We start from the raw sequence: 17,679 nt of genomic DNA, 5'->3' as shown, positions 1-17,679 counted from the left end.
AGTCTTCCAAATTTCGTCATGGCTAATCATCGATGGCTACTGATCTTACCTGCACCCTTCCAAATTTCTACGCACCGCAATCGGTCGTTTGTCCAAAAGCTCAGCTCACCACAACACGCGGACTGATAGTGTTGAATTAACGGCGCCACAAGAGGTCTTAGGCAAGCTCCCCACCGGCATCTGTCCATAGCGATTTCATTGTTCGCGCTGAAAGCGCTGGGCCACCGGCATGACGAATTGATGGTGGACGATGCTTGTTGCCATTGAATCTAATTGGTGGGCTGGCGGGCTCGGAAACTCGGAAATGAGGATGCCTGGCGGGTTTGTTGCTACGATGTTCTGAGAAAGTACAGACTGTACCTTTTTTATAAAAAAGGCCAACGGTAGTCGATAATGCAGGAGGGGCTTTTTTATAAAAAAGCCCCTGCCCTGCCCTGCCCTGCCTTATTCAGTGTTATGCCATCAATCTGAAATTGGGACACCCTTGCTCTTCAGATGCTTCAGCAGCATATCCCGAATTTCATTGAGATCGGCGAACTCCATGCCGATCTGATGCAGATCGATAGTCGCGCCGTTTTTCTTGCGTTTGATGCTGAATACTTTACCGCCCTTTTTTGTCGTGACGACTTCAGCAGCATTCGCCGGCTTCGCCCCAGACTTCTCTTTCTGAAAGTCAGCAGCAATACCGCGGATAATCGATTCGGCCTTCTCCGGTCTGGCATCAAACCTATCAGAGTTCTCAATAATCCGGTCGATACGTTCCTGCCGCTTAGTGTTGTCATCGTCTTGATCGATAAACTGCAGTAGTGCGATCAATGCATTGTATCCGAAGGTGTACAACCGCAGGGACTTCACAATCTCTTCCGGCATACGGCGAACCAATCGAAGTGCCGTAGAAAACTGTGATTCTGATGCCCCGGCAATCTTTGCACGCTCGCGCTGCGTGGCCCCAAAAGACTCATCCAGCTGCGACCATGAAATCGCCCTACTCCAAAATGACGGCTCAGTGCGCTCGGTGTTCTCAGATTTTTGAAGCCTGAACGCTTCAGCATCCGTCAGTTTGCGGATCTCAGCAGGAATTGGCAGGTTCAGCTTCTTTGCAACATAGTGACGCTTAAAGCCGGCAATTTCCTCGTACAAGAACTCATCGTTTTCGGACGCACCCTCGATCGGTCGGACAACGATCGGTGTTGTAAACCCGGCTTCTTCAACGTCCGCTATAAACTCTTCGAGGGATTCTTTGTCCCACTCAAGTTCAGCAAGCGTCCGATCCTTGTACGCCCATGTCTTGATCCGGTTGGGATCAAGGTACGAATATCCAATAACGGTTCCGAGCGTCTTCTCGCCTTGCTCCACACTAAACACTGAACCAGTGTTCGCTTTCGAGGGAGTATTGATCTCTTTCTTCTGGGCTTGAAGATTCTTATTCAGGTCCACTTGCTCGGGCTCAGCTGGAGCCGTTGACTTATTTCGACGGCTGCCAAAGGCCTTCTCGCCTTCCTTGGTTTCCACTTCGTTTTTCAGATCCAGATGTGCCCTAGCCCTTGTCTTAGCCATTGTCTTCCGCCTCCATTTCCCACAGAGCTTTAATGTCAGTCAAGATCTCATCAAAGGTACGACTCATGGAATCTACTGCTCGCCGGTTCGCGTTACTGCTTTTGACCGGCTTCTCCAAATCAAAGAGCGTGCTCATCAGGCTTGGCGCTCCTTTGATTTCCGAGCTTTCAACAACAGTGTTCTTCAACACGTAACTGCCATAGATTTCCCGAATCGTGTTTTCCTCAAGTTCGGAAGCCCTGCTCCGATCCATTTGGTTAATAAGAATTCGATAATAGCGCAGCGGTTTAGGTACCGATTCGTACAGGGATGCCAAGCTACTGTTGAACACCGCAAAACTGGTGCGATCCAACGGATTCGGGCGGACTGTGTTGATCATCGCATCGGCGGCGGTAAGTGCGTTGATGGTGATCGTTCCCAGTGCTGGCGGGCAATCCAGGAGGATAATGTCAAACTCGTTCTCAATAGTCTTCAACCCAACGCTGAGTCGGTTGTAAACGGAAATCGGTTTCCCATCTTCATCCTTTGGCCACTCGGAGCGATCCTTCTGAATCTGCTCAACCAGTTCGAACTCCAGGTTTTGCATTACCGAGTTACACGGTGCCAAAAGAACATTCTCGAAATACGTGTAACGAACGATGGAGGGGAAATCCATTGGTGCGTCTCGGAGAATTTCGTAAACGGTGTCTTCTTTGTCGAAATCGACATCCGGGTTTACACCGGCAGCGAGTCCACTCGCACTGGCTTGCAGATCCAGGTCCACGATCAACACTTTAAGCCCTTGTGTTGCAAGGTAATGCGCAAGATGAACGCAAATCGTACTGTTGCCAACGCCGCCCTTGAGCTTAGCCAGTGCTATAGTGAGAGGCTTAACATTCTCAGGCTTTCGGTAGCGAGTACCTGTTTTATCTCGAAGCTCGTTGATGCGCTTCAATGTATAGCGAGGAAGTCCGGAATCACTCCACGCATCATTGAGCCCTTTGCCTTTGAGGAATGATTCACTGCGACCGATCAGTTGGGTGGCTTGTACCTGGGTGTAGGTCCTGGGTTTCCGTTTTGCGAGTTCGTTTTCACGGGATTCCCTGCGCTTGGCTTCGATGATTTCGTAGCCAGCGTCAGACCAAAGATCAAAAGACTCAGATGGTTCGTCCAGGCCGAGGCTCAGGGTAGGGGGGGTGGCTTTATCCAGCATCCGGCTCTCCTTATCTTACCGTTGGATTTTTGCTGTACCAAAATCCGGTATACGACCCTAAAAACGGTATACCGACGTTTTTTGTGTATACTACACCACAAATTGGGCTGTGCAACAAAATCTGCTGGAACAATGAGTTCTTTCGGGAATCTTTTTTATAAAAAAGTTCTCTGAATGCTCTGAACACGCGGCGGGTCACGGTATGCAATTCAAAGAATACTACAACTCCTATCTCAGGGTTCTTGAAGCGCACAGAATGGGGGGGGTTTACATTGAGGTTTCTAAAGGTACGTTTGCAGAGTGGTTGGGGGCGATAGATCGTTCCATTGCGAGAACGCTCCCTAGCGCGCGCCAAATCCCTTTGGATTTTGCTGGATGGCGATTCAGCGAGTTAGATTCCTGGACTTGGCTAAAGGGAGATGTACGCATCGTTGGCTGCTATACAGACATTGGTGTGTGTGCTGTACTGGACTTCAACAAACCGCTTATCAAGCGTATCTCCGATAGCATTACTGGGAAGGCGTGAAGGGAAATGGTCGGGTTGATTACGACAGACAACCGCCGCTGCTAACTCAGATCACGTTGATACCAGTTCTAGTGCGCATTGCTCCAGCGCTGCTTCAACCGACGGATCGTGTTGGCTTGAGTGCCCAGCAGTGCGGCGGCTGGTGCCTCAATGCTCTGCACCCGCTTCAGAAGCGGGCACCAAAGCCGTTACAGTCCCGCACCTTCAGGACCTTGATTTCAACATCGCCAATGTCCGCCTGGACTCTAGCTCTGGCAAATAGCCGCTACGCACAACAGATTGACTCCCACCCGGTTGTCTGAATGGCTTTTTTATAAAAAAGTCTGGCAAGGTCCCAGTCCTGGCGCTCGTTGACTATGTATCTGATTCATCTGTTGCGCTTTCCAGTTTTCCCCACTCCCAATAAACAAGGGGGTTATATACTTTACTCCCTAACCTGAATAGACTAGTATCTTAACCATGGAGAGGCAAAAACCTTCCCCGCCCCGGCGGCACCGGGAATCCTGATAGGAGAAACATCATGCAAAAGACAGTCACAATTAACGGCAAACGCTATACCGGGAAGCAGCTGGTTGAATCAATGGATTTTGATCCGGCGAGCTATACCTACTGGGTCGATGGCACGTATGTTGTCCCCAGGACGACAGCCTCTGATGTTGACATGGCGCCCGGTGCGCTGTGCGATCCAGCCGATGCGGTGTATGTCGAGGTCGGATTGTTCTTCGCCGGCAAAACCAAAATGGTGAAAGTGTGAGCAACGCCTATATTCACCTGCGCGTCCCGGCGGCCACCAAAGGCCACTGGGTCGCCCATAGCCGGGCCGCAGGAATGCGGCTCACAGACTGGATAGTTAATGCAGTGGAGACACACATGCAACGACAGATCGCAAAAATCCGAATTCCTGTCGGCCTAGATTTTTCCGATCTAAAACTCGCCCGTGGCGCTGATGGATCGGTGAGTTTTGATTGGTCTCCCATTGAGCAAATTTGTCGTGAGAACGGGCTGCCTATTGAGATATTTCGGGACGGGCCAGAGGATAATGTAGCGGGGCTTGTATCTGCATGGTACGCACATCACCGCGCCAATGGCGGCGAGATAGACCCAGTGCAGGAGGATTTGATTGCTGAGGTAATCGCAGAGGATAGTGCTGGACAGCGCTATAGCCACAAACCGGGCTCTGCGTGAGGTGCGACATGGCAAACGACAAGATCACAATCAGCACCTACGAGTTTCCAGACGAAAAGGCCGCACGAGAATATCTTGAGGAGCTGCGCTGGCACGGCGAACCGTTCTGCCCGCACTGCGGTGCAGTCGAACGCATCCAGAAGCGTAAACTGGATGGCTATTTTCGCTGCCTATCCTGCAAATCAGATTTCACCGTCCGCACCGGAACGATCTTCCAGCGGTCGCATGTACCGCTGGATAAATGGCTGTATGCCATGTACCTCGTCACCACGGCGAGGAAGGGGATTTCTTCACTCCAGCTATCGAAAGAGCTTGGTGTGACGCAAAAAACCGCCTGGTTCATGCTCAAGCGTATCCGCGAGGCGTGCGGCAACGATAATGACGATGACGACGATCACAACGGGTTCCTGCGCGGGATTGTTGAATGTGACGAGACCTACATTGGAGGCAAGGAGGCGAACAAACTCGCGGGAGATCGTCGGTCACATCCTGGCAACGGTTGAGTCAGGTTCGATGCTCTGCACCGACGAACATGCTGCCTATCAGGCGGTTCCCGCTGCCGGTTTGCCGCTGGAAATACCCGCCTATGATCACCGTTAAATATCCCTGGCTACCTCAATTTGTCTCACGAACTTTTTTATAAAAAAGCCATTCCGTCTCCGTCATTGCCGTGAGCTCCAGTAAAATAGCTTGCTAATAATCGGAATCGGTGGGGCTGGATTGTTCGCTCCCAGAAAAGTGGGCACCAAAGAACTCTTGGAGCTCATAAACAGAGGTTGTTGCATAAACGCCGGTCGTGTTCAGGTTCTCATGCCGAGCCAATCGCTGAGCCATTGTAATGTCCTTAGTTTCCAGAACGACCCGCTTGATCGCGGTGTGTCGCAACCAGTGCGTTGATGCTTGCTCAATGATGATTGCTTCGCTATTTCGAGATAGTGAGCGCAGATATATGGCGAATTTCCCCAAAGCATCTGACACCAGGGTATAGAGCGACGATCTGTGAATCGGTTTTAGCTTGTCTAGGCAAGGCATCCGGTTATGCGGTATCTCGCGCGCGCCAACGATAATAGGGCAGGGCGCTTCCGCCTTCGCGACATCTGGCATCAAGCCCAGGGCAAGTCGAGCCTCACGAATCACACGCATTATCTTCTCGTGGACTGGAAGAAGCCCCGATTTGCGACCTTTCCCATCGGGTATATACCAAACGTGGAAAACCTGATCACCATGTTGGCGGGGGTGAATGTCGGTGAAATGCGCGTTGATAATGTCCGCGCTCCGAGCGCCAAGATAACCCGCTAACATAAGCACAACCCGTAATCTCACATTACGGTATCTTTCCCGCACGCTATCGCTGTTAGTGTGCAGGTTGTCCTTACACCACTCTAGCAGTTCTTCAAATAGCCTTTGGGGGATCTGCCTTGTTTCCACCATATCGGCTCGGCTCGACGTGGTGACCGGAGCAAGGTGGTTCGGCGCCGGCATTGGATTAAATTGAATCCACCCACTATTGTGCATCCAAGTGAGCATAGAATGGATGACCTGCAAAGAATACAGCTTGCTCTTCTCTGACAGGGGTTTGCGAAACGGCCGCCACCGAGGGTCGGTCAACCGGTATCGCTTTGTGCAGATCCATTTTTTTCCAGGATTACCTAAAAATGAGGCATACCGGTGAAAGTCCTCGCGGGTGACATCCGTGATCGTCTTCCCAGCGTCCGCTAGCCACAATACGAACCGTCGAACTTCCCGTTCATACGCTTCAGCCGTCAATTCACTCCTCGATCCGACTTCGCGAAGCCATAGATCTACTGCCTGAAGATCATGCGTCGCTTCCCAACCGATGCGGCCGCTGGCTGCGAGGGGTCCTTGATGCGTTGGAATTACCTGAGCCTGCCAGGCGGTTAACCTCATCTGCCTTTCGCCAACAGCTTCAATCAGGGTTCCTTTTTCTATAGTCATACCATTTCAACTTAGGGTGTTAGCAAGCCATTACGAATCCAGAAGGCCCAACAAGGACTGTTCCGCTCACCTAGAGGCTGTCGAAGACGCCACGCCTGAAGACCGGCCGCAATGTTCCACGGGTCAACAGGGATTTTATCCGTGCTCTCCTTTCCTTCCCCTTTGAAGCTTGATTTCTGCGGTTTTGCGTGGGGTAGGGGCGCTGGTTGGCTTCGGCGCCCGGTTAATCTCATTACCGATGTTCCACGCGCTTGGGCCTCAACATCTCGCAATCTGTCTAGGATACAACATAAGGGACATTATGTTTATATCAGTCTTATTGAGTGATAATTCATTACGTTATACTATGCCGTAACGGTATGAAATAAAACTCCGAGCGTGCCTGTTGAGTGCGGTCGTCAAGGTGGGTGAGGGCTGCAGCGCAGTTCGTTCTATGAACCTCTCAGGCGCGCGCGCGACAGAACCCAATGAAAACAAGCACTGAGAGGTGACTGTATGGCCTTTCCGCTGGGCAGAATTGAGGAAATCCAGAAAAAACCCGACAACTTCCGGCTGCTTGAAAGGGTGCCCTGGACACAGGAAGGGGTTTCCTTCCCTTATGATGTGTCAGCGCCGGTCGGCGACGAAGTGCCGGTGCTGTTCCTGGACCACGAAACAACAGGTTTCGACCATGAAAACGATGCCATTATCGAGCTTGGCATGGTCAAAGCCCTGGTAAGTCCCTCAACGGGTCAGGTAGCAACGCTGATTTCAGTCACAAGCCTCTATAACGATCCCGGCTTTCCGATCCCAGAAGTAATCACTGACATCACCGGCATCACAGACGCAATGGTGTCCGGGCAGACGATTGAGACGGACGACATTTTGGACTGGTTTAGTGATGACCCCATCGTCGTCGCTCACAATGCTTCCTTTGACCGGCCCTTTTTCGACGAACAGTTTCCTGCATTGGATCGGTTGCGTTGGGCCTGCTCCCAACAAGATGTGCCGTGGCGAGAAATGGGCTTCGAAAGCGCCAAACTCGAATATCTGCTACTCAAGCGTGGCTACTTTTATGACGGGCACCGTGCAGCGACAGACTGCCTGGCGCTGGCGTTTCTGTTGACCAATGTGAATAAGGCGTCTCGTGCTTTGTTCGCAAACGAAAGCAAAGTCCAATATCAGGTGAAGGCATGGGGTAGCCCGTTCAATTGCAAGGATGCCTTGAAATCAAGAGGGTATCGCTGGGCTCCAGAAGAAAAGGTATGGCATACAATGGTAAAGGAGGATGACCTGAGAGACGAATTGGAAGCGCTCTCTTTGCTGTACTCTTCCGGCGGCGAACGTGCGGAGATCATAAAATTAACCAGTCGTGACCGGTATCGCTAATGATGGTGCGTAGGTCCATCATTCAAACCGTTTGCCTTTTGTTGATCGTATGTCTTGCGCCGGCTGCCAATGGACTAGATGTGCGCAAGACAAAAAGTGGGTTGTGCCATCCGCCTGAAAGCCCGTACTACGAGCGGCTGACCACGTTTGAGGTGTTCCTGGATCTCAAAAGTTGTCTGGAGTCAGGTGGTAGGCTTCCAGCGTCTCTGGACCGTCTAGCTTTACTCGACGGCCGCGCAGCAAACGATGACCAATACGATCGGGAAGACTTCGGCCATGGATGGCTTGAGGATGATGATCCGGATTGCATGGACACTCGGGCCGAGCTTCTTCTTGAGCGATCACTCGAACCTGTTACTTTTGCCAGTGAGGAGCGTTGCCGGGTCGTATCCGGTCGTTGGGTGGGCTTCTTCACGAATCAAATCTACACCAATGCGACCGACCTGGATCTCGATCATATCGTCCCTTTGGCTGCGGCTTATCAAATGGGGGCAGACCAATGGTCCTGGGAGCGTCGTATCGCCTTTGCGAATGATCCGCTAAATCTGCAATTCGTCTCTTCACGACTAAACCGATCAAAAGGAGCGCGGACCCCGGCCGAATGGATGCCTCCTGCCAACCAATGCCAATACACAGCTCTATGGTTGGCCGTCATTAACAAATACAACTTGGTGCCCGACCCCTCTACTCAGAAGGCTCTTACCGAGCACCAGTCGAACTGCAATACAACGCGAACCGAGGTGAATAATGGCTAGGCCGCCAGCTATCACATACGAAGACGTAGCGCGAGCCTGTGTTCGTATTATCAGCAATCGCAAGTACGCCAGCGTAGACGCCATATACGAAGAAGTTGGGCGCCGAGGTTCAAAAAGCACGATCCTCAAGCATCAAAAGCGTTTCTTCGATGATTTCAAAAACAAGGGATTGACGACGCTGCCCTCATCGATCCCAGAGGAAATCGTGCCCATTATTGAAGATTTCTGGAACCAGGCTCTGCAGAAGGCCGGGGAAAGGTTCAATGAGCTGGAAAAAGGCTGGGAAAAAGAGGTTGCTGAAGCCACGCAAACCATCGCACAACAGAGTGATCGAATCGCCCAACTCGAACGCGAACTGGATGATCGGAAAAAAGCGTTAGCGGAACAGTATCAAAAACGAGCAACGACGGAAGACGCTCTTGACGCCGCTACACGCACCATCAGCAAGCATGAGCTGACTATTCATGCACAGCAACAGGAAATCCAGTCTCTGAACCAGCGAATTAACGCTCTTCAGGACGATCATGCAATCCGACTCGACGCTATGCGAAAAGAACACGCTGAGCAGCTCAAGGCATTGAAGGATGCCCTTGACGAAGTAACAGAGCGGAGCAAGCGGGATGAGGAAAAACAGGTGCGCATGGTGGACTACTGGATGCTTCAGGTGGATCACGCCCGAACACAAATGAGTGAACTGAAAAGCCAGATGCGAGAGGAAAAAGAGCGTTACGCCGCGGATCTCAAAATCGAACGCACCAAAGTAATTCGCTTATCTCAGGACCTTGATGATGCCACTACGGCCAATCAGAACCTCAAAACCAAAATTGCAGCGCTGGAACAACGAGTTGACGAACTGGAAACCCTGTTGGATTCCCGAGAACAGTAATGGGCTATGCCGCACGCATTAGTATGGTTTATAGATGCCCCTGCGATACTCTCCGAGATTGTGATATTTTCCTCACTTCCTATTTGTTATGTGAGGTGCTTTACCGATGGGTTTTTCCCCTGACATCAGCATTGTTGATACGCGCTTCAGCGATCTCTCGTGTGTGTGGTACAACGTCGATGAACGCGGCATTCTGACGTACACCGAAGTTGGCGATAACGTCTATCGTCCTCTATTCAAAAGCGTCGGGATTGACATCGCCAACATTCGCAGTATCAACGACCATCGTGATGCGGTTCAGCTTGTTGTTGCCGATCGTCGAACAAACCGGCGTGCGTAGAGTCCTGTTCTTGTATTTTTCCTTTAGGGCAGGCGCGGTGCGCCTGCGATGAGAGTCTTCTTTTGGCTACCGGCCTTTGCCGGCCGGTAGCTGTCGCGCTCACTCATGGTTCGCGCTCGTGCGTTGCAATCAGAAGTAACTTTTCCGTGAGGGAAGGTTGCTGCCGTCGGGTTTCGTGGGTTTGGTCTGTTCAGGAGCCAGTTGATTAATCATTTCGCGGCTACGGGAAACGGCTTCGCCTACCTGATGGGACTTCAGGCGCACGCACTCGTCTACGAATCCATTCAGGGCTCGTTTGAAATCATCCAATCGGCCTGACCGGAAATATGCCTGATTCGCGTATTCCAGCCGTTGTCGTAATACCGGGTTTTGTTCAGCGGATGCGGTTTGTTCCAGGATCTGCCGAACAAGTTGTCTGCGTTGGTTGTCGCCGATTCTGGCTTCGCCGCGCTCTTTGATGGCCTCTGGCGATACGCCAGACTCCATCTGCTCCACCATGGCGATGATGCTGTTCTTGTGAGTAGCGCAGGCCGTCTCCGTGAGTTGGTGGAAGTCCTCGATGTTCTGCTGGGCAGTTGCTGTGCCGCTCACAATGAATGCCAGGACAGCTAGGCTTGTTCTAAATGGGATCATGATGGGAACCTCTTATTTGACGATTGGTGAAATGATAAGCCCCGGATGTTTGCCGGGGCTTGTTGCTGGTCAAAGGCAAATCGCGGGTGATTGGATTTGGGTGTGATCCAGGCCACGAACCGTATCAACTACCGAACAGTTGTCGCCGGTGTTTACATTGCACCGGGCAATGCCAATCTGATTTCCCTGTGATACCTCATATTCCACATAGTCCTTACGAACAAGGAGTCGGTCGCCACCAGTTTGCGCTAGCACGTTCTCTGGCGTTGTGGGATCAAGGGGCGCCCCGGCACGCGCACTGAACACCATCAGCGTGTCATTTTCGGTGGCATTGCTGGCGAAAGAACCATCCACTTCCAGGAAATCGCAGGCCGTCGCACCGTGTGAAGCGTTCTGGATGAACTGAGTGGCACGCGGATGCGTGAGCGCTTCCAGATACTGTTCCCGCTCGCCGGTCAATACGTGCTGGGCAGTCATTACCTCGCGAACAACGCCCGCACCATCTAGGAACAGCATGGAGTCAATAATGCCGGCTCCAATGTCTTCGGTGATGTTTCTGCCCGGCTTGCCGGACTCGGCAACGATCCGGTCGATGTCAGCGGGCGTCAGCTCCGGCCGGTCGCTCAGTGTGGCGGCAATGAGTCCGGTCACAATCGGGGTGGCAAATGAAGTACCGTACACGTACCGAGTTGTCCCGTCAGAGTGAAGTACGGGGATATTGCTACCCTGTGCGGCGATGGTGGTGCCGGCACCATAGTTGGAGAAGCTCGACCGTGTGCCATACTCCGTCGTTGAGGCTACAGCAATGACGCCCTCGCAGTTGGCAGGGGCTTCGATTGTCTCGATATTGTCGTTGCCGGTTGCGACAACGACCGCAATACCCGCAGCACGAGCATTGTCAATGGCATCCTGCATGTACGTTGGGCATTCGGTGGGCGCCCCCAAGGACAGGTTAATCACATCGACAGGCTCGCTCAGTGGCGGTACGTCATGGGGGCCATTGCCGGCCATCCAGTTCACGGCTTCTGCAACAGAGAAGAGGGTGCCAAAACCGTCACAGTCGAACACCCGTCCCGCTACAACCTCAGCACCAGGAACGACCCCTGTGGTGCCAATCGCATTGTTAGCAATAGCGGCCGCAACCTGCGCGACGTAATTGCCGTGCAGATACTCGTTCTCACCGGTGCAGCCTACGTTCGGATCTGAATTGTAGAAGCCCGCACCGCGACCATGGTCAAAGCTGTAGCCGTCAACGTAGTTCACTTCGTCCGAGCGGATAAACCCAACATCGGCAATGCCAATTCGAACCGGGTTGGTGAATTTCAGGCGGCCATGAGCCTCCTGAATGCGGCTGTTGTACTGCTCCCCGGGAGCAAAATACCGAAGTTCGTTGTAAAGCGGATCGTTATAGGGAACGTCGCCGACGCTGTACGATTGCACCGTAACCGGCGGAACTTCAACCGGACGAGGGTTGGGGATAGAGACGAACACATCCCGCTCCACGTTGATTACATCCGGTTGCCGCAGCAGTTCGGCCTTGACGTTTTCCCAATCTGAAACGGGCACCATCTGAGTATCGTAATAAGTGCCCCCGGCGCTGTTTTCACGCTTGATGATCAGTCGGATCATCTGTGCGTCCAGCTGCTCCTCAATGCTTTTGAAGCGCATGGCGTCGCCCGCATGCGCCACAGTGGCGCCTGTCATCACAACGGTGCTGATTGCGGCGGTAGCCACGCAGGCGGTCAAAATCCGTGATTTCATGGTCATGGCTTGGCTCCTGATACTTACTGTGCACTGGCGCTGCTGGCGAACGCAAAAACGGAATTCAGAAAGTCGTATTCGGTCGAGAAGCTATAGCTCCCATCCGGGGACAGGGTGCCCAGGTCTGTCGTCATATATCGGCTGTAGCGATCCGCTTCGGCCACGTAGGTGATCGGGTAAGTCGCTTCCAGATCGGCGGGCAAGGGCACGTCAATCAGGGCGTTCACAGTGTCCAGAACCGCCTCAACTGCAGTGGCAGATGCTTGATCCAGTGTGCTCATGTGAGCCTTGGCCACATCAAGCGACTGGCTCAGCTGTGTCTCGGAAATATCGCCGTTCCGGAAATCCGCCAGCGACTGTTCCAACGTTTCGATGCTGGTCATCAGGGCGCTGGCTGCGCTATCAACTGCGGCGGTATTTGCCGCACGAGCGGCTTCCTTATCTTCAAAGCTGATCTGGGACGCGAGGTATTCCAACTCCAGGGCAACATTCGCCAGTCTCAGATCATCGGCGGCCAGCGCGGCACCAGAACTGATTTCAGAGAGTGTCTCGGCTTCGGTCATGATCGGGGCGGCACTGGTGTTCTCAGCGACCACATCCACGATGTACCGGATATTTGCGGTCGTGGTGATTTCCACTCGGGCGTTACCCTGTACCTGCTCAACCTCTCCTACGGTGATCGTCAGTTCGTTGGTTTCCTCGTCAACCGCAAAGGCGATGGCCGGGAATGAGCGTGTTACGTCCATTGTTTTTGTCTGCCCTTCGAGGGCCACACGATGAGTGCTGTTTTCGGCGGCATCCACTGACACGACTTCGTTGGTGATTGTCGGTGCGGGTGTCTCATCGCCACCACCGCCACCACCGCAGGCGGTCAATGCCAAAGATGCAAGAGTGGCAAGAAGATAGGTTTTTGCCGATTGCCGGGCTTTAGATTTAGAGGTTGGGTACATCGGTTTTGCTCCATATTCATGACCTTATGGTTGTATTTTCTCAATCGTTGCTCCGCCAGTCAATTCGTAATGGGTATTCTAATATAAAATTTGCGTTACTTTTTGTGAGTTTGCGGGTCACATGGGCAAACGAAGTTTTCAAGATGATGAAAACCTGCGACGATAGGCCAATACTTTGAAACCTAGACCTGTTGCCTATGGAGTTGGATTCGATGCCTACTCGCGATACCAGCGTATTGACACAATACCTTGATAAGCAACGCGAGATTCGTCAGCTTGCCAAAAACGCTGCCGCAGAATTGACTGGCTCGTTAAAAAATGATGTTCAGAGTGTTTTAACCAAGTACGGCCTCGGCCCGGAACAGCTTATCGAGGCAATCTGCCTGATCTTCGATGTCGATAACCCTCTTTCAAGTCCGTCGAATAGCCTGGTTGCAGCCCAGAATCATGTTGATGGGAATCAGGGTGAGCCATCAAAAGACCATGATCTTCTATCGCAACTCCAGTCCTACCAGGATTCAGAAAGATCTGATAGTGACATGAGCGGACAGATTGATCGGCAATCCAGTCATGCAGGGGGGGGTACGGGCATGTCTCGACCCCGAAAGGTGTCAATTCGGCCTCGAACACCTACATCTAGCCCTGCTGACGGCGAGTCCGTCGGTGACACGAAAAATGCTGGTCCTGGAGCTGATGCTTTCAGCTCTCAAGGCAAGCTGGCGACTGACCCCCGTAAATCTTCGATAGTATTTCGTAACCCGTACACCGAAGAGGTTCTTCGGGTTGTTTCAGAGGATGATGCAACTCTACAGAAATGGATTGAGGAATATGGCGAAGATGCAGTGGAAAGCTGGCGCCTTGTCTCTCCACTGGTTTCCCGGGTATTGCACCCGACGCTGGAATTTGTGAATCCTCACACTGGGGCGATTTTGAAAACGCGCTCCAGGAATCATCGGCAGTATCGCGAGTGGGTGAAGAAATACGGGGAAGACGAAGTTGAGACTTGGCTTCAACACGAAGGCTCGTAGGCAATATGGTGTTAACGGGCGCGCGCAGCAGCCAGGTATCCTTCGTGATCAAAAGGGTGCGTGCCGTATTTCGTCCAGTAGGTTGAGTGCCCGTTTTTAATCATTACCTTCCCCCAATCGCCATCGGGGGTCCGAACAGAGCAAATAGGGCGGCCATAATATCCGATGTCCCAGCACTCGAAATATGCGTGGTCGCCCTGAAAAACAGACTTGGCAAACTGCGATGCGATAATACCGGCTTTTGTGATTCGGTCCTTGTCAGGGTGAACGCTCTCCGGTGTCTGGATCATGCCGATTCGGACCTTCATTTCCGGATAGCCATTCACCACTGAAAAGTTGCGGTTGATGTTGAGCTTGCGACCGGTAAACCGTTGCCGATCAAGCGCCAGGTCTCTCAGCTTTTTCCAGGTTGTCGCATCAGATACCCGAAGAATGGCGGTGTCGCCATCAATGACGTAGTGAACGGTAGCCTTCCCCCGGACATGGAAGTCGGTGGACGTGTCTGCTATGGCCAAACTGGACGTGGCAAACATAACGAAACATGCAATGCCAGCGATCCACCGAATACTACGGGGCTTCACGATTCTTTTCCTCCCACCCTGTTTGCTTGGCATATCTGCCACCTTCATTTGGATATGATATTTTATAGTGCAACATCCCATGTGATGCAATGACGCGCTGTTATCGTTACCAATATAAGGTGCTATGAGTGAGGATCAAAAGCAAAGCCGACTTTGAAAAGTTGACTGAGAAATCGAAAACGCTCGCCGGTGGTTCGTGCATGGCAGGCTGGGCCGCCCGTCAGATCAAGCAAGCGTTAGATGACCTCGAAGTTCGAAAAACATCCGCTACTCGAAAGCCTTCCGGGAAGCCGGTTATTGGGGAAAGCCCTGGCGAGCAATCGATTCGCCTTGTATTAACGCAGGCCTTCGGTCTTTGGGAAAAGGGCGGTGAGGTGGTCCCTGAATTGATCCCATTCAAAGAGAGAAGGTTCCGGTGCGACTTTGCTCTGCCTCGATGGCGCATTTACGTTGAGGTCGATGGTTGGGGCGGTCACGGACAGTTTCTTGAAGATCATCATCGCGATCGGGAGCGCGGGTTGTTCTTTTCAGCGCATGACTGGTTGCCGTTTCGTGTAAGCCACGACCAGTCCATTAATAGCCCGGGTAGTTTGGTGGATTCCATAACTTCGGCCATGGAACGCCGACTCCCGGCACCCAGGGAATCAATAGACATTGAGCCTGTAACGCATAAGCACGGCCTCTGGTATCGGTTGAACTATGTCGAATAGCCGGAAAAGGTATCATCTTTCGGTACAGGCAATACCTCAAATGCAATTTTCAATGAGTTGCCAAATGTCCATTTTGTGAAGACGAGGGAAGTAATGAAAAACACGTTTATTTACACACTTGGAGGGCTGAGCATCGTTTTGTTTGCCGGGTGTGCCGGGTCACCATCCATAAGTGATGGTGCTCTCGGTGCCACGGCACCAGGTAGCGCAGCTAGTATTTCAATGGTTGAAACGGAAAAACATGAACTGTCGATCCCGCTTTACGCTGAGCTAGCACGAGGTGAGGGCGGTCAGTATCAGTTTGTCCGGTTCGCTACAGGCCGTCCGACTGGTGAAGCGGGCAGTGGTCATTGGGTTAGGTTGCAGGCACCGGAATTCCTTTCGGACGAGGTTCTTCAGGCCGCCAGTGAAATTCCCGACTTCTCCGCACGTCTTCTGGCCATCGATGCTGTTTACGTGAAATCGCTAAAGACCCTGGATCGTCTGCGCAGCGCGTACCACAACAGTCCACTGCCAATCGTTCGCTGGAACATTGACTATCCAGATGGGGAACAAGGCGAATCTATCCAGGCAATTCTCGATGAAAAAGCGGAATCTGTATTGCCTCGGGCACAGATCGCATTCAATAAATTGCCGGCACCTTTTGAGCACCAGATTTCTCTTGACCAGGCCGGTTACCGCTCTTTCGATCAGCTGGAGCAATCCGCTATCCGGCGAATCTCTCAGGACCTGGAGACTGCGGCGAAGCTGACGGAAACCGTTCGCCTGCAATGCAGTGATCCGGAAGTAAAAGAGATTTCCTTCAGTTACAAGTGTCCAAAAACCATCCCGACCGGGCTTGAGCGTGTGGTCGTTGATTTATTGGTCGAGAGCTGATTTAGCTACGAGCCCAGAGGCAGGACACCGCTTCCAGGCTTAAAGCGCGTTGAGTCCGCCAGAGGCAAGCCTAGTTCGAGTGTGTGGCGCGGTAGTTCCGCCAGCAGCAGGAACCTACCGAAGCGACTCAGGGGCTGCTCAATGCTGCCCCTGAGCGCCGTAGGCATCTCTAGCCTTCAGGCTGGGGAGCATATCAACATTGTGCTAATGTCCGCTAATGGCATACCCTTGCTGGTGTCGAATTGAGAATCTCAAGGAGGGCTATTTGGATCAAAACGCGAAGAATCAAACCTACTGTGAGTCCATGCTTCGGCTTCAGGACTGGTATCCTCAGTTTGAAATCGCGCGTTGGTTTGCTCTGGGGGAATCCAGCACATCGGCCAAGCGCATCATCCGAAGCTCGATGCTTCGAAAGCTGTATCCCGAAGACCACCCAGACAAGCGTGGTGCCAATAACAGCGATGTCTTGGCGATCGGCCTGCTCGATCTTCTTCACAGGGAAGGCTATGACGTGAGCACGTTGCAGTTTGACACTAAGGGTAAGGTGCTCGGGGTCCGCAAGCGCCCGTTGCTTCGATCGATCACAAGCAAGGCGGCAGGTGAGGAGCCGGAAAAAGGCTGAGAAATTGGAAGCCTCGCCCGCTCAGGGCGAGGTGCCGTTATGGCGTATCCCGGTGGACAAGATCGGTCCACCGTTCAATATCACCAGGGTCGAGGTCTGGCCAGATCTCCGTTGCAACATAGCGGCACAGTTGGCTGAACAGACGCTCGAACTGGGGGCCAGTCAAGCTGCTCGGAGATAACGACCAGGGCTGAAAAACCGTAACTAGCGCGTTCGGGTCACCTTGGCATTCCATACCCGCCAGCGCCGCCAGAGTGCCTGCAGGCACGCTTATTACATCACATCCTGCACCCGATAGTGATTGAAGGACTTTGATGGCCTGATGGGCATCCAGATGAGCAAACATAGGAACCTGCTCAACCAGTAGTTGGCCGAGCCGATGTATTCGCTTCAGGCTGCCAGGCTTCTGAGCGAAGTCGATAGTGGCGAAGATCGTCTGGTTCAAGGATAGATCTAGTGTTTTCAGCTGCTGGTAATCCTCTTCCGTTGCCGGCACCAGGGCGCCTTTTACTACTCTCAGGCCGACGGCCGGGGCCTGGCTTCCGGAATCGCGAATCTGCTTGACGGGAGGATAGGACAACTCGCTCATGATGCTATTCAAAGGTTGATAGTCTGCCTTGAGCATACCAATTTAGCGTCTGCCGAATATAAGAAGGCTCCGAAGCCTCACGGCCCGGAGCCTAGTTTTTTGAGGTCTGTGTAGCCTCAGTGAAGGCCGTTGGCAGCATCAGCCAATGGATTACCGGTCGATGC

At 52.5% G+C, this 17,679-nt stretch carries 19 protein-coding genes; 11 read left to right on the top strand and 8 right to left on the bottom strand.

Translation table 11 applies throughout. The features are described 5' to 3' along the window. Positions 1–462 precede the first annotated feature (462 nt). Both BTO32_RS15190 and BTO32_RS15185 read right to left on the bottom strand, forming a co-directional pair. Complete coding sequence (locus BTO32_RS15190; protein ID WP_076725496.1) at positions 463–1,557, bottom strand: ParB/RepB/Spo0J family partition protein; 1,095 nt, start codon at positions 1,555–1,557, stop codon at positions 463–465. Continuing rightward, the gene (locus tag BTO32_RS15185; protein WP_076725495.1) at positions 1,550–2,749 is read right to left on the bottom strand and encodes an AAA family ATPase; all 1,200 of its coding nucleotides are present in this window, start codon (positions 2,747–2,749) and stop codon (positions 1,550–1,552) included. The genes BTO32_RS15190 and BTO32_RS15185 overlap by 8 nt, the downstream gene beginning before the upstream one ends. A gap of 1,046 nt (positions 2,750–3,795) precedes the next feature. Here BTO32_RS15185 and BTO32_RS15180 point away from each other — a divergent pair. The 3 genes from BTO32_RS15180 to BTO32_RS15170 all read left to right on the top strand — a co-directional run bounded on the left by BTO32_RS15180 (position 3,796) and on the right by BTO32_RS15170 (position 4,963). Then, positions 3,796–4,029, top strand: coding sequence for a ubiquitin family protein (locus BTO32_RS15180; RefSeq protein WP_076725494.1), 234 nt, complete (start codon positions 3,796–3,798; stop codon positions 4,027–4,029). Positions 4,030–4,145: 116 nt separating this feature from the next. Continuing rightward, positions 4,146–4,460, top strand: coding sequence for a hypothetical protein (locus BTO32_RS15175; RefSeq protein ID WP_245820357.1), 315 nt, complete (start codon positions 4,146–4,148; stop codon positions 4,458–4,460). A gap of 8 nt (positions 4,461–4,468) precedes the next feature. Beyond that, entirely contained in the window at positions 4,469–4,963 is a 495-nt protein-coding gene (locus BTO32_RS15170; RefSeq protein ID WP_076725493.1) for an IS1595 family transposase, read from the top strand. Between the two features lie 190 nt (positions 4,964–5,153). Here the strand turns inward: BTO32_RS15170 and BTO32_RS15165 are convergent, their stop codons facing one another. After that, positions 5,154–6,416 carry a tyrosine-type recombinase/integrase gene (locus BTO32_RS15165; RefSeq protein ID WP_084206875.1) on the bottom strand — a complete coding sequence of 421 codons (1,263 nt, stop codon included), beginning with the start codon at positions 6,414–6,416 and terminating at the stop codon, positions 5,154–5,156. 495 nt (positions 6,417–6,911) lie between these two features. Between BTO32_RS15165 and BTO32_RS15160 the strand changes: the two genes are divergently transcribed. The 4 genes from BTO32_RS15160 (at position 6,912) to BTO32_RS17780 (ending at position 9,765) form a co-directional block, all read left to right on the top strand. Beyond that, positions 6,912–7,784, top strand: coding sequence for a 3'-5' exonuclease (locus BTO32_RS15160; protein ID WP_076725491.1), 873 nt, complete (start codon positions 6,912–6,914; stop codon positions 7,782–7,784). 80 nt (positions 7,785–7,864) lie between these two features. Continuing rightward, positions 7,865–8,539 carry an HNH endonuclease family protein gene (locus tag BTO32_RS15155; protein WP_245820356.1) on the top strand — a complete coding sequence of 225 codons (675 nt, stop codon included), beginning with the start codon at positions 7,865–7,867 and terminating at the stop codon, positions 8,537–8,539. Continuing rightward, positions 8,532–9,425 carry a DNA-binding protein gene (locus BTO32_RS15150; RefSeq protein WP_076725489.1) on the top strand — a complete coding sequence of 298 codons (894 nt, stop codon included), beginning with the start codon at positions 8,532–8,534 and terminating at the stop codon, positions 9,423–9,425. The genes BTO32_RS15155 and BTO32_RS15150 overlap by 8 nt, the downstream gene beginning before the upstream one ends. A gap of 106 nt (positions 9,426–9,531) precedes the next feature. Further along, positions 9,532–9,765: a hypothetical protein gene (locus tag BTO32_RS17780; protein WP_139339089.1), complete on the top strand. Its 234-nt coding sequence runs from the start codon at positions 9,532–9,534 to the stop codon at positions 9,763–9,765. 129 nt (positions 9,766–9,894) lie between these two features. On the opposite strand, the gene BTO32_RS15145 is transcribed toward BTO32_RS17780, so the two are convergent. The 3 genes from BTO32_RS15145 to BTO32_RS15135 form a co-directional block, all read right to left on the bottom strand. After that, entirely contained in the window at positions 9,895–10,398 is a 504-nt protein-coding gene (locus tag BTO32_RS15145) for a hypothetical protein (RefSeq protein WP_076725488.1), read from the bottom strand. 69 nt (positions 10,399–10,467) lie between these two features. Further along, entirely contained in the window at positions 10,468–12,165 is a 1,698-nt protein-coding gene (locus BTO32_RS15140) for a S8 family peptidase (RefSeq protein WP_076725487.1), read from the bottom strand. A 17-nt stretch (positions 12,166–12,182) separates the two neighbouring features. Continuing rightward, a complete protein-coding gene (locus BTO32_RS15135; protein WP_139339088.1) occupies positions 12,183–13,109 on the bottom strand; it encodes a hypothetical protein in 927 nt (308 codons plus the stop codon). 212 nt (positions 13,110–13,321) lie between these two features. Between BTO32_RS15135 and BTO32_RS17775 the strand changes: the two genes are divergently transcribed. Then, entirely contained in the window at positions 13,322–14,137 is an 816-nt protein-coding gene (locus tag BTO32_RS17775; protein ID WP_139339087.1) for a hypothetical protein, read from the top strand. Positions 14,138–14,148: 11 nt separating this feature from the next. On the opposite strand, the gene BTO32_RS15130 is transcribed toward BTO32_RS17775, so the two are convergent. Continuing rightward, positions 14,149–14,751, bottom strand: a complete 603-nt coding sequence (locus tag BTO32_RS15130) for a thermonuclease family protein (protein WP_076725485.1) — start codon at positions 14,749–14,751, stop codon at positions 14,149–14,151. A gap of 95 nt (positions 14,752–14,846) precedes the next feature. On the opposite strand from BTO32_RS15130, the gene BTO32_RS18160 reads away from it, so the two are divergent. The 3 genes from BTO32_RS18160 to BTO32_RS15115 all read left to right on the top strand — a co-directional run bounded on the left by BTO32_RS18160 (position 14,847) and on the right by BTO32_RS15115 (position 16,926). After that, entirely contained in the window at positions 14,847–15,428 is a 582-nt protein-coding gene (locus BTO32_RS18160) for a hypothetical protein (protein WP_245820355.1), read from the top strand. 93 nt (positions 15,429–15,521) lie between these two features. Beyond that, complete coding sequence (locus BTO32_RS15120) at positions 15,522–16,304, top strand: hypothetical protein (protein ID WP_139339086.1); 783 nt, start codon at positions 15,522–15,524, stop codon at positions 16,302–16,304. Positions 16,305–16,569: 265 nt separating this feature from the next. Beyond that, positions 16,570–16,926: a hypothetical protein gene (locus BTO32_RS15115; protein ID WP_076725483.1), complete on the top strand. Its 357-nt coding sequence runs from the start codon at positions 16,570–16,572 to the stop codon at positions 16,924–16,926. Positions 16,927–16,963: 37 nt separating this feature from the next. Here BTO32_RS15115 and BTO32_RS15110 read toward each other — a convergent pair whose 3' ends face one another. After that, complete coding sequence (locus BTO32_RS15110) at positions 16,964–17,551, bottom strand: hypothetical protein (RefSeq protein ID WP_175618675.1); 588 nt, start codon at positions 17,549–17,551, stop codon at positions 16,964–16,966. Between the last annotated feature and the right edge of the window lie 128 nt (positions 17,552–17,679).

The organism is Marinobacter lutaoensis (assembly GCF_001981305.1).
Taxonomy (GTDB): Bacteria; Pseudomonadota; Gammaproteobacteria; order Pseudomonadales; family Oleiphilaceae; genus Marinobacter; species Marinobacter lutaoensis.
The sequence above is the reverse complement of the archived record's forward strand: the minus strand, read 5'-3'. Positions and strand labels throughout refer to the sequence as shown.